At 75.7% G+C, this 12,577-nt stretch carries 9 protein-coding genes; 5 read left to right on the forward strand and 4 right to left on the reverse strand.

What is annotated here, in order from left to right; genetic code table 11:
- Positions 1-81: 81 nt before the first annotated feature.
- Entirely contained in the window at positions 82-1,482 is a 1,401-nt protein-coding gene (locus tag AC0693_RS10360) for a GntT/GntP/DsdX family permease (RefSeq protein WP_478801483.1), read from the reverse strand.
- 12 nt (positions 1,483-1,494) lie between these two features.
- The gene (locus tag AC0693_RS10365) at positions 1,495-2,061 is read right to left on the reverse strand and encodes a gluconokinase (protein ID WP_469315946.1); all 567 of its coding nucleotides are present in this window, start codon (positions 2,059-2,061) and stop codon (positions 1,495-1,497) included.
- 172 nt (positions 2,062-2,233) lie between these two features.
- Here AC0693_RS10365 and AC0693_RS10370 point away from each other — a divergent pair, with 172 nt between their 5' ends.
- From AC0693_RS10370 to AC0693_RS10380, 3 genes are all read left to right on the forward strand, one after another.
- Positions 2,234-2,944, forward strand: a complete 711-nt coding sequence (locus AC0693_RS10370) for a FadR/GntR family transcriptional regulator (RefSeq protein ID WP_469315736.1) — start codon at positions 2,234-2,236, stop codon at positions 2,942-2,944.
- A gap of 54 nt (positions 2,945-2,998) precedes the next feature.
- Positions 2,999-5,215, forward strand: a complete 2,217-nt coding sequence (locus AC0693_RS10375) for an ATP-binding protein (protein ID WP_478801484.1) — start codon at positions 2,999-3,001, stop codon at positions 5,213-5,215.
- A 283-nt stretch (positions 5,216-5,498) separates the two neighbouring features.
- Complete coding sequence (locus tag AC0693_RS10380; protein WP_356414285.1) at positions 5,499-6,143, forward strand: hypothetical protein; 645 nt, start codon at positions 5,499-5,501, stop codon at positions 6,141-6,143.
- 20 nt (positions 6,144-6,163) lie between these two features.
- Here AC0693_RS10380 and AC0693_RS10385 read toward each other — a convergent pair whose 3' ends face one another.
- A complete protein-coding gene (locus AC0693_RS10385) occupies positions 6,164-8,116 on the reverse strand; it encodes an ABC transporter ATP-binding protein (RefSeq protein ID WP_469315738.1) in 1,953 nt (650 codons plus the stop codon).
- Between the two features lie 111 nt (positions 8,117-8,227).
- Here AC0693_RS10385 and AC0693_RS10390 point away from each other — a divergent pair, with 111 nt between their 5' ends.
- Complete coding sequence (locus AC0693_RS10390; RefSeq protein WP_478801485.1) at positions 8,228-10,258, forward strand: AMP-binding protein; 2,031 nt, start codon at positions 8,228-8,230, stop codon at positions 10,256-10,258.
- Positions 10,259-10,270: 12 nt separating this feature from the next.
- Here AC0693_RS10390 and AC0693_RS10395 read toward each other — a convergent pair whose 3' ends face one another.
- Complete coding sequence (locus tag AC0693_RS10395) at positions 10,271-12,046, reverse strand: GNAT family N-acetyltransferase (RefSeq protein ID WP_478801486.1); 1,776 nt, start codon at positions 12,044-12,046, stop codon at positions 10,271-10,273.
- Between the two features lie 101 nt (positions 12,047-12,147).
- Between AC0693_RS10395 and AC0693_RS10400 the strand changes: the two genes are divergently transcribed.
- On the forward strand, positions 12,148-12,570 hold the full coding sequence (locus AC0693_RS10400; protein ID WP_356414273.1) for a DUF350 domain-containing protein: 423 nt from the start codon (positions 12,148-12,150) through the stop codon (positions 12,568-12,570).
- Positions 12,571-12,577 lie beyond the last annotated feature (7 nt).

The raw sequence follows: 12,577 nt of genomic DNA on the forward strand, positions 1-12,577 counted from the left end.
TCGGGGACATCTCAGGGTCGTCCGGGGGCCGGTCTCAGGGGCGGTGCCGGGCGTTCTCGGCCTTCAGCACCAGTGACAGGCCTACAGCACCAGGGACAGCAGCAGGACGAAGCCGAGGCCGACCACCGAGATGATGGTCTCCATCACCGACCAGGTCTTCAGCGTCTGTCCGACGTCCATCCCGAAGTACTCCTTCACCAACCAGAAACCGGCGTCGTTGACGTGGCTGAAGAAGAGCGAGCCCGCGCCGATCGCCAGGACCAGCAGCGCGGTTCCGGTGGTGGACATCCCCGCGGCCAGCGGGGCGGCCAGGCCGGCCGCCGAGATCGTCGCCACGGTCGCCGAACCGGTCGCGAGCCGAATGGCCACCGCGATCAGCCATGCCAGCAGCAGGGCCGGCACCGACCAGCTCTCGGACAGGTCCAGCACCATCCGGCCCACGCCCGCGTCGATCAGCGTCTGCTTGAAACCGCCGCCGGCGCCGACGATGAGCAGGATGCCCGCGATTGGGGCCAGGGACTTCTCCACGGTCACCGACAGCCGGGCGCGGGTGAAGCCCGCCGCGCGGCCCAGGGTGAACATGCCGACGAGGACGGCCGCGAGCAGGGCGATCATCGGCGCGCCGATGATGTCGGTGACCTTCTGCACGCCGTTGGTCTTGTCGTCGACGACGATGTCGACGAGCGCCTTCACCAGCATGAGGGCCACCGGCAGCAGCACCGTGGCCACCGTCGCGCCGAACCGCGGCCGGTGCGCGCGGTCCACGGGTTCGGACGGCGCGGTGGTCAGCTGCTCGGGGGCCTGGATGTCGACCCAGCGGGCGGCGTAACGGGAGAACAGCGGCCCGGCGATGATCACGGTCGGGATGGCGACGAGCACCCCGAGCGCAAGGGTGACGCCGAGGTTCGCGTGCAGCGCGTCGATCGCGACCAGCGGGCCGGGGTGCGGCGGGATCAGGCCGTGCATCACGGACAGGCCGGCCAGCGCCGGGATGCCGATCCGCATGAGCGAGTAGCCGCCCCGCCGGGCCACCAGCAGGACCACCGGGATCAGCAGCACGATGCCGACCTCGAAGAACAGCGGCAGCCCGATCACGGACGCGATCAGCACCATGGCCCAGGGCATGGCCCGCCCCTTGGCCCGGGCGAGGATCGTGTCCACGATCTCGTCCGCGCCACCGGAGTCGGCGAGCAGCCGGCCGAGGATCGCGCCGAGCGCGATCAGGACGCCGACACCCGCCACGGTGGAACCGAGGCCCGCGGTGAAACTCGCGAGGGTCTTCTCCAGCGGCGCCCCCGCGAAGACCCCGAGGGCCAGTGACCCGATGGTCAGGGCCAGGAAGGCGTGGATCGAGAGGCGGGTGATGAGCAGGATGATGAGGGCGATGCCCGCGAGGACGGCGATGCCCAGGCGTGCGTTGCCCGCCGAGGTGATGGGGGCGACGGCCGCCGCAAGGGCCCCGGCGCCGGGAGTGATGGTCACGGTGACGGTTCCTCAGCTTTCGCGGGGGGTCGCAGTGGGGGCGGGGGAGCCGGGCCCCTCGGGCGGGCCGGGCGGTGGGACCTGCCGCAGTGCGGCCAGGGCCCGGGAGGTGATGTCCTCGGGCGAGCCGTCGACGTCGACGCTCACGCCCCGCTCGTCCCGCTCCAGCGGCTCCAGCGCGGCGAACTGCGAATCGAGCAGGGTGGCGGGCATGAAGTGCCCGGTGCGGGCGGCCATCCGGCGCTCGATCAGCGGCCGCTCGCCGGTCAGGTGGACGAAGACGGCGCCCGGCGCGGCGGCGCGCAGCCGGTCGCGGTAGGCGCGCTTGAGCGACGAGGCCGAGACCACCCCGCCCCGCTCGCCGCGGCCGCGGGCCCACTCGCCGATGGCGTCGAGCCACGGCCGGCGGTCGTCGTCGTCCAGGGGGACGCCGGACGCCATCTTGGCGACGTTGGCCGCCGGGTGGAAGGCGTCGCCCTCCGCGTAGGGGAGGGCGAGCGCGGCGGCGAGCAGCTGCCCCACGGTCGTCTTGCCCGTCCCCGCCACGCCCATCACCACGATGACGCGGGCGGTGCTCACTCCGTAGCCCATGGGGGATACCTCGCTGTTCTCGGCGATGTCCTCATCGACATCTGGCACCACTGAAGCCTATTAAGTAGTACTTATTCAAGGGTTCATCTATAAAACATCACACCTTTTCTCGTGATCCTCCCGGCACGGGACCCCGCTGCGCACCCCGTACGCTTGCGCCATGACAACCGAGGGCGGTCCCGCGGGGGGACTCCACGCACACGTGCTCGACGCCCTCGGCCTCGCCATCACCGCGGGCGAGCACCAGCCGGGCAGCGTGCTGCGCACCGACGAGGTGGCCCAGGAGTTCGGCGCCTCCCGCACCGTCGTCCGCGAAGTCGTCCGGGTGCTGGAATCCATGGCGCTCGTCGCCTCCCGCCGCAGGGTCGGCGTCACCGTGCGCCCGGCGGACGAATGGAACGTCTACGACCCGCGGGTGATCCGCTGGCGCCTGGCCGGCGCCGACCGGCCCCGCCAGCTGCGCTCGCTCACCGTGCTGCGTTCGGCCGTCGAGCCCGTGGCCGCCGGCCTCGCCGCCGTACGGGCCACGCCCGAGCAGTGCGCGGCCCTCACCGAAGCGGCCCTCGGCATGGTCCGCACCTCGCGCGGCCACCAGCTGGAGGGCTACCTCCGGCACGACGTCGCCTTCCACCGAACCGTGCTCGACGCCTCCGGCAACGAGATGTTCGCCCGCCTCGGTGACGTCGTCGCCGAGGTGCTGACCGGCCGCACCCAGCACGCGGTGATGTTCCCCGACCCCGACCCGGCCGCCGTCACCCTGCACGTGCGGGTGGCCGAGGCGGTACGGGAGGGGGACGCGGCCCGCGCCGAGGCGCTCACCCGGGAGATCACCGCGGGGGCGCTGGAGGAACTGGACGTCCTCGCTCCGTAGCCGCTCCCCGCCCGGCCGGTCCGCAAGCGCTCCGCGGTGGGCCACACTGGTGCCGTGCTGGCACAAGCCGATGGGCCCCCGGGCGGGCCCGCGTCCTTCGTCGGACGCCGCAGCGAACTGGCCGTGCTCGACCGGGCGTTGAGCGCCCACCGGCTGGTCACCCTGACCGGGCCGGGCGGCGTCGGCAAGAGCCGCCTGGCCCGCCAGGCCCTGACCCGCCTGGCCGGGGACGTCCCCGTCGACGGCCAGGCGGCCGGGATCGCCTCGGGCGGGCGGGGGTTCCGCGACGGGATCCACTGGGCCGACCTGTCCCCCCTGCCCGACGCACGGCTGCTCGCCGACACGGTGGCCGACGCCCTCGGCCTCGCCGACCACACCGCCCGCTCGCTCGTGGAGGCCGTGGGGGAGTGGATCGGCGCCCGCCGCCTGCTGCTCGTACTCGACTGCTGCGAACACCTGGTCCCCGCCGTCCGTACGCTCGCCCGCGCCCTGCTCGGCGCGGCGCCGCACCTCGTACTGCTGCTCACCAGCCGCCAGCCGCTCGGGCTGCCCGCGGAGCACGTCATGGAGATCGGTCCGCTCCCGCACGCCGCCGGGGCCGGGGACGCCCTGGCCCTCTTCCGCGCCCGCGCCGCCGAGGCCGCGCCCCGCACGGCCGCCCCCTGGTCCGAGGAGCGGCTCGCCGCCGCCCGGTCCATCTGCGCACGCCTCCAGGGGATCCCCCTCGCGCTGGAACTGGCCGCCGCCCAGCTGACGGACCACACCGTCGAGGAACTCGCCGACCGGCTGACCCGCCGGATCGGCGCGCTCGCCACCGGCCGCCCCCTCCAGCCGCCCCGCCACCGCGCGCTGCGCACCGCCATCGGCTGGAGCCACGAGTGGTGCGCGCCGCGCGAACGCCTGCTCTGGCTGCGGTTGTCCGTCTTCGGCGGCCCCTTCGACGAGGCGGCGGCCCGCGCCGTCTGCTCCGCCGCCCCGCTGTCGCAGGCGCAGGTGCCGCCGCTGCTGGCCGCCCTGGTCGCCAAGTCCGTGGTGCGGCGCGGCGCCGACGGCTCCTACCGCATGCTCGACGCGATCCGCGAGTACGGGGCGATGTGGCTCGCGGAGCTCGGCGAACAGGACGCCCTGCGGGCCCGGCACGCCGCCCATTTCCTCGCCCTGGTGCGCAGGGCCGACCGGGAATGGCTCGGTCCCGGCCAGCGCGCCGGATACCGGCGGGTCGGCGCGGCGCACGGCGACGTGTGCGCCGCCCTGGACCACTACCTGGCCACCGCCCCCGCCCGGGCCCTCGACCTGGCGGGCCGCGTCGGCTTCTTCTGGGCCTGCTGCGGCCACCTGCACGCCGCCCGCACCCACCTGGAGCGGGCCCTGGCCGCCGCGCGCCCCGAGGAGGTCACCCGCGCGGTGCGGGTGCGGGCGCTGTGGGCCCTCGGGGTCACCCTGCTGCTCCAGGGCGAGGCGGACGCCGCGCACCAGCTCGCCGTCGGCTGCGAGGCCCTGGCCATGACGCCGGGATCCGCCGGCCCCTCCCTTTCCGAAGGCCCGGACGACGACCGGTACGGACCCCCGCACGGCGGGCCCGCCGGCCTCCCGGCCGAGGGCGCGGCCGGGGATCCCGGGGCGGATCCGGACGGGGACGCGTGCCTCGCCCTGGACGCCGCCTACCTGCTGGGCCTCAGCCACCTCATGGCGGGGCGTCCGCTCGCCGCGCGCGTCGTGGCCGAGAACGCCCTCGGCGCGGCTCCCGGGACGCCCTTCGACTCCCCGGCCCGGCTGCGCTGCCACCTCGTGCACGTGTTCGCCCTCACCGCCATGGGCCTGTTCACCGACGCCCGCGCCGAGGCCGAGGTGCTGCGCGCCGGCTGCGCCGCCCGCGAGGAGCACTGGACGCGGGCCTACGCCGAGTACCAGCTGTCCCTGATCTCCCTGCGGGAGGGCAGCCCCGCCGCCTCCGCCGCGCACGCCCGCGCGATGCTGGAGAGCAAGGGCGAACTGGGCGACACCTTCGGCACCGCCCTCGGACTGGACCTGCTCGCCGCCGCCCGGGCGGCCCAGGGCGACGGCGCGGGCGCGGCCCGGGCCTACGGCACCGGCCACGCCTACTGGCAGGCGGTCGGCCATCCGCAGCGCGGCACGCCCGAACTGAAGTCCGTACGCGAGGAGTCCGAGCGCACCGCGCGCGGGGCGCTGGGCGACCAGGCGTACGAGGCCGCCTTCCGGCAGGGCGTCCGGCACGGCCACCTCCTGCGGGCCCGCCCCCACCAGGACTGAACGCCCCCCGGGACCGCGACCGGCCCGCGCCGTGCCACCGGTCCGCGGTCCGGGCCCGGGCACCGGTTCCGGCCACCCGGTCCGGCCCGGGGCCCCCGGGTACCGGACGCGGCTTGTCCGGGTGCGCGTGCGGTGCGATCCTTCCGGCATGTCGCTCACCCCTCCGCCCGGTCGTGGGGCCCCGCGGGGTGAGGGAAGCGGGTCGGGCCGGGACGTCCGACCGTGCGAGCCGGGTCGCCAGCCGCTCCGGTCCGGGAGCCACGATCAGTGAACGGATGCCCACGTGACGAACCCCTATACGCGCCTGGCCGTCGCGGCCGCCGAATGGGACGACCTGCACCCCCGCCTGGCACCCGTGGCACTGCGCCAACTCGCGCTGCTGCTCGCCTCGTTAAGGCTGGCCGGCGGTGAAGTGGCCGAACGCGCGGCCCTGCTGGCCGCCCGGCTGCTCGGCGAGCAGCTCCCCGACCGGTTCCCCGGCGAGAGCCGCCTCGCCCCGGCGGCGTCCGCCCGGGCCGCCGGGCACCTCGGCTTCATCGCGGACGACCTGGCCGTCCTCGTCCTGGACGGGCACCGCATGGTCGGCCCGGTGCTGGGCGAGGTGCGCGACCGGCTGCTCGCCGAGCCGTCCGTCGGCGACGCGGAGGCGCTGGAGGGCGGCTGCGACCCCTACGGGCCGGGCCTCATCCGGCTGCGCGCCACGGGCGGCTTCGTCCGGCTGCCCGCCTTCCAGTTCGGCGCCGACGGGCGGCCCGTCCCCGTGGTCCACGAGGTGAACCGGCTGCTCGACGCGGACCACGACCCCTGGGGCGCGGCCACGTGGTGGTTCTCGCCGCACGCGCGGCTGGGCGCACTCCCCGTACGGCTGCTCGGCACCCCCGCCGAGCGGCGGCTCCCGGCGGAGGCCGCGGCGCCGAAGGGGGAGTGAGCGGCCGGACGGGGTCGGGCTCACGCCGCTCCCGCGCCCGCCTCCGCTCCCGCTTCCGTTCCCGTCACGGCCCCGTCCGCCGTGACCGCGGACGCGCCGCCGGCCGCGGCGCCCCCCGTCGCGAACTGGGTCCGGTACAGCTCCTCGTACCGTCCGCCCAGGGCCAGCAGCTCGGTGTGCGTGCCGCGTTCCACGATCCGGCCCTCCTCGACGACCAGGATCAGGTCCGCCGCCTGGACGGTCGACAGACGGTGCGCGATCACCACGGCGGTCCGGCCGGCGAGCGCCTCGCCCAGCGCCTCCTGCACCGCCGCCTCCGAGGTGGAGTCCAGGTGCGCGGTGGCCTCGTCGAGGATCACCACCCGCTGGCGGGCCAGCAGCAGCCGGGCGATGGTCAGCCGCTGGCGTTCGCCGCCGGAGAGCCGGTAGCCGCGCTCGCCGACCACCGTGTCCAGCCCGTCGGGCAGCGAGGCGACCAGCCCGTCCAGGCGCGAGCGGCGCAGGGCCTCCCAGACCTCCTCCTCCGTGGCCCCGGGACGGGCCAGCAGCAGGTTCGCGCGCACCGACTCGTGGAAGAGGTGCCCGTCCTGGGTGACCATGCCGAGCGTGTCGCGGATCGAGTCGGCGGTGAGGTCGCGCACGTCGACCCCGTTCAGCCGGACCGCGCCCGCGTCCGCGTCGTACAGCCGGGGGAGGAGCTGCGCGATGGTGGACTTCCCGGCGCCGGACGAGCCCACCAGTGCGATCATCTGCCCGGCCTCGGCGCGGAACGAGACCTCGTGCAGCACCTGCGTACCGCCCCGGGCGTCCAGCGTCGCCACCTCCTCCAGCGAGGCCAGCGAGACCTTGTCGGCGGCCGGGTAACCGAAGGACACCCGGTCGAACTCCACCGTCACCGGGCCTTCGGGCACCCGGCGGGCGTCCGGCTTCTCGGCGATCAGCGGTTCCAGGTCGAGGATCTCGAAGACCCGCTCGAAGCTGACCAGCGCGCTCATCACCTCGACCCGGGCCCCCGCCAGCGCGGTCAGCGGGGCGTACAGCCGGGTCAGCAGCAGGGCCAGCGCGACCACGGAACCGGCGTCCAGCGTGCCGCGCAGCGCGTAGTAGCCGCCCAGCCCGTAGACCAGGGCCAGGGCGAGCGCGGAGACCAGGGTGAGCGCCGTGATGAAGGCGGACTGCGCGACTGCGGTACGGATCCCGATGTCCCGCACCCGGGCCGCCCGCGCCGCGAACTCGGCGGATTCATCGGCGGGCCGCCCGAACAGCTTGACCAGCGTCGCGCCGGGCGCGGAGAAGCGCTCGGTCATCTGGGTGCCCATCGAGGCGTTCAGGGCCGCCGCCTCGCGCTGCATCCGCGCCATCCGGGCGCCCGTGCGCCGTGCCGGGATGACGAAGAGGGGCAGCAGCACCAGCGCGAGCAGGGTGATCTGCCAGGAGATGCTGAGCATCACGGCCAGGGTCAGCAGCAGCGTCACCGTGTTGGCGACCACCCCGGAGAGGGTGTTGCTGAACGCCCGCTGCGCGCCGATCACGTCGTTGTTGAGCCGGCTGACCAGCGCCCCGGTCCGGGTCCGGGTGAAGAAGGCGACCGGCATCCGCTGCACGTGGTCGAAGACCGCGGTGCGCAGGTCGAGGATCAGCCCCTCGCCCAGGGTGGACGACAGCTTCCTGGTCAGCAGGCCCAGGCCCGCCTCGACCACCGCGATCAGTGCGATGAGCAGTGCGAGCCGGGTGACCGTCCCGCTCTCCCGGCCGCCGACGATGGCCTCGACGACCCGGCTGGCGAGCACCGGGGTGGCGACCGCGAGGAAAGCGGTCACGATGCTCAGCAGCAGGAAGAGCAGCAGCCCGCGGCGGTGCGGGCGGGCGAAGGCGGCGACCCGGCGCAGGCTCTCGCGGGTGGGGGCCCGGCGCTCCTGCTGGGCGTTGAGCGCGTTGTGGAGCGAGGACCAGGCGGTCATTTCCATAGACATGCCAGGAACGTTAGTACCTCAAGGAAAGTTGAGGTCAAGGTCCGGTGGAGCGCCGAGGCCCCGGCGGACGGACCCTCGTGCGCTGTCGGTGCCCGGTGGCATCATCGGCTCATGAACCGGGAACCCGCCGACAGCGTGCTCCACCGCTTCCGCCGATGGGCACGGGAAACGCCCGAGGCGCCCGCAGTCCTCCGCGGCCCGACCGTCCTCACCTACCGTCGACTGGACGGGCGCTCCCGCCGCCTGGCGGCCCACCTGCTCGCCGCGGGACTGCCGCCCGGCGCCACCGTGGCCATCGGCAGCGCCCGGCAGGAGGAGGTCCTGACCGCGCTGCTCGCCGTACTGAAGGCGGGCGGAGCCTACACCCTCCTCGACCCGGACCATCCCGCGGCGGCGCGGCGCAACCTGGCCGCGACCGCGCCGTACGCCCTCCTGACGCACCGCGCGCACCTGCCCTTCCTCGACGAGGGGACCGGACCGCGCGTCATCTGCCTCGACACCGAGGCGGAGGCGATCGCCGCCCGCTCCGGTGAACCGGCGGACGCCCCCGCGCCGGCCCTCGGCGACACGGCGGCGGTCGTCTTCACCGGCGGCGAGGAGCCGCGGGCGGTGCGGATCGACCACGCCCGGCTGCTCGCCGCCCACGACGGCTGGGCGGAGACCGGCGGCCTCACCCCCGACGACCGGCACCTGATCACCGCCCGGCCCGACCTCACCGGCTTCGCCACCGGCTGGACCCGGGCCCTGTGCACCGGCGGCGCCCTGGTCCTGGCGCCGCGCTCCGAGTGGAGCCACGAAGAGCTGCGCGACCTGATCCGCGAGGAGCGGGTCTCCGTCCTGCACACCGACCCCGGGTCCGCGCCCCGCCTGCTCGGCGCCGGGAGCGGGCAGGCCGCGCGCCGCGCACCCGACGCCGATCTGTGGTCGCTGCGGCTGGTCACCGTCAGCGGCGAGCGGCTCCACCTCGACGAACAGGCCGCCCTGCACCTGTCGTTGCGCCCCGGCGCCCGCCTGGTGAACGTCTACGGGCTCACCGAGACCGCCGGCGCCGGTACCTGGTTCGAGCTGTCGCTGCTGCCGCGCCCGGTGGACGCGGCCGAGGGCGTCAGCCTGATCGGCGTCCCCTTCCCCGGCTTCCGGGTGGAGCTCACCGGCGGCGAGATCCGGCTCACCCCGCCCGGGGGCGGCGCGGCCATCGCCACCGGGGACCTCGCCCGCGCCCGGGAGGACGGGCTGCTGGAATTCGCCGGCCGTCGCCGCGACCGGATCACGATCGGCCGCCGCACCGTCGACCCCCACCGGATCGAGTCCGTCCTGCGCGGTCACCCCGGGATCGGCGGGGCGCTGGTGCGCGGCGTTCCCGACGGCCCTTCGAAGGTGCGCCTCGTCGCGTACGTCGCCCCACCGGGCGTCAGCCCGCCCGCCGGGGGCGGCCCGCTGCCCCGGCCCCGGCACGGCTCCGGGCCGTCCGGCGACGCGTTCGCCGACAGGTCCACCGACGCGTCCACCGACGGGGAACTCCCCGACACCGAGACCCTGGGCCGCTACCTCTCCTCCCGGCTCCCCGAGGAGGAGATACCGCGAGCGGTGGTCAGGCTGCGCGCGCTGCCCCGCGCCCGCTCGGGCCGGGAGGACCGCGCCGCCCTCCCGCTGCCGGTGTCCGGGGCGCCCGGGCGGGGCGTGCGCGCCTCCGGCAAGTACACCGCCTCGGGGGGCGAGGTGCCCACCTCGTGCGGGGTCGGATGCGGGGCGCTGCTCGTCGCCATGGTCGCCTTCTCCTTCACCGGGATCCTCTGGCCCGGCTCCACCGACCTCACGGGGGTCCCCAGCGGGTACAGGACCCTCTTCACCCTGCTGTACGGCTTCGAATGGCTGTCCTTCGGCCTCGGGGTGGTGCTCCTGCTGGTCGGGCGCCCGGCCCTGCGGCGACAGGGCCGCGGGCGCGCCCTCACGGCCGCCGCGCACCTGGCGCTCGTCTACCTGCTGGTCGCCTGGTGGCCGCAGGACAACCTCTACCGGCTCGCCGCGAAGCAGGACTGGCCGCGCCAGGCCGTCCTCGTCTACGCCTTCAACGTGCCGCTCATGATCGCCGCCGTCATCGTCGCCGTCTTCGCCACCCGCGAACCGTCCCGCGCCGCCTGAGGAAGAGGCGCGTCAGAAGGAGTCGCCGAACATCGCCCCCACGGCCGCCGCCTCCGCGCGGACCAGCGCTTCGGCCGCGTCCACCGCCTCCCGGGTGTGCGCGGCCACCAGGGCCCCCAGCCACGGGCCCGGGTCGAAGGCGGCCGTGGGGATCGCCGGCACGAAGACGGCCCCGAGGGCCGCGCAGCCCCGGGCCAGCGCGGCGCACAGCTCCCCCGCCAGTGCCTCCGGCAGCCGCGCCCCCAGCTCCACCCGGTCCATGATCCGCACCACGTGGTCCCCGCCCCGCACCTCGTCGAGCCGTGCCTTGACGACGAAGGCCGCGGCGGGACCCGTGAGGCGCAGGTTCGTCTCGGTCGGAGCGAGGCGCCCCTGCCCGGCGCTGACGAAGTCCACGTCGAACCAGCCCCGGTAGCCCGCCCCGGCCAGTGCGCGGCCCACCGCCTCCCCGAAGCCCGACAGCGCCGGCGCCGCCCAGCCCGGCACCACGCCCGGCCCCACGGTGGCGCCCCGGTAGCCGGCGCCCACCACGTCCATGACGGCCCCGCCCACCGGGTGGACGCGGCCGGCCGCGTCCACGAACGCGTCGTAGGTCAGGTCGCGCACCGCCCCGCCCGGGTCGTGCGCGTACTCCTCGGCCAGCAACGGCCCGCGCGGCAGCCCGCGCAGCGCGGCGAGGGCGCCGCCCGCCGCCCGTACGTCCCCGGGCGCGAGCAGCCGCGTACCCGAACCGCCCACCCCGTGCTCGGACTTGAGGACGGTGCCGCGGCCCGCCCGGGCCCGCGCCGCCACCAGCCGGGCGGCGGCCCACCGGTTGCGCGGCCGCCACTGCCGGGGGACCACCACGCCGGGATGCCCGCCCGCCTCCGCGATCCGGGCGAACAAGGCGTGCGAGGCCGCCTTCGACTCGTACCGCAGCACCTCCGGCCGCCAGGGCCCCGACCCGGCCAGCCGGGCGAAACCCGCACTGCGCCCCCACGGCAGGAGCGCCGCCCCCGACCCCGTCAGCCGGGCGGCGAGCGCGGGCCGCGACCGTACGGCGGCCGACAGTCCGGGGCGGTCCGGCGCCAGCCCGTCGTGCACCTCGACGTCCGTCCAGTCCAACTGGCGCGCCACCTGCTCCACCCACCACCCGGGCACCGGCCGCGGCAGCACCAGGGCGCTCGGCCGGGGTCCGTAGAAGGCGGCCAGGCAGGCGTAGTGGTGCGCGGCGAGCTGCTCCCGGTCCAGGGAGGGGTCACCGAACTGCGCGTGGTACTCGGCGACATTGCCCAGGTGCACCGCCGGGCGGCCCCCGGTCCAGGCCTCCACCCAGGGCTCCGCCGCGCCCAGCCGCACCTCGAAGCGGACCAGTCCCGCGACCGGCGCCGCGCCGGGGCGGGGGAGCGCGCCCATCGCCCGGTAGAAGTCCGCGGCGTGCGGGTCGGCGTCGATCAGCAGGGTGTGGCAGCCCAGTCGGCGGGCCCGGCGCACTGCGTCCCGGTACAGCGCCCGGCCCACGCCCCGCCCGATCGCCGCCGGTTCCACGAACAGCAGGCCCAACTCCGCGACGGGCGCCCTCCCTTCGAGCGAGGCCACGCCGAGCGGGCACCCTCCGGCCCCCGTCTCCTCGGCGACCACGATCCGGCGCGCGCCCACCTCCCCGGCCCGGATCCGCAACTGCGGTGCGCAGGCGGCCAGGAACGCCTCGTCGTAGCCCCAGTGCGCCTTCGAGCGCAGCGCCAGCGCGCCGAGCGCCGCCGCCTCGTCCGGCCGCGCCGCCCGGACCCGCACCGCTCCCGCTGCCATCCCGCCTCCCCATCCCCGGCCAGGACAGCCGTGCGATAGGTTTTCCCTTCCCCACACAGCTGCTCGCATCCCCTATCCACCGACGCGGAGACAGGCCCTCAATGAGCGACATCGTCAACGGACTCGGCCGCACCACCGCCTTCGGGGCACTCGGCCTGGTCCTGCTGATCCTCGGCATCGTCCTGGTCGACGTGCTGACGCCCGGCGCCCTGCGCAAGCAGATCTGGGAGGAGCGCAACCGCAACGCCGCCCTGCAGCTCAGCTCGGCCCTGCTCGGCGTCGGCGGGATCGTGTTCACCTCGATCTGGACGACCTACGACGACTTCGGCAAGGGGCTGCTGAACACCGCGGCCTTCGGCCTGCTCGGCCTGGTCCTGATGGGGCTGGCCTTCCTGGTGCTGGACGTGTTCACCCCCGGCAGGCTCGGCGCGATCGTCGTCGACCCGCAGCCGCACCCGGCCGTGTGGGTCACCGCCTCCTGCAACCTCGCGGTCGCGGCCATCGTGGCGGCCTCCATCTCCTGAAGCCGCC

Source organism: Streptomyces sp. NPDC043876 (genome assembly GCF_056435825.1).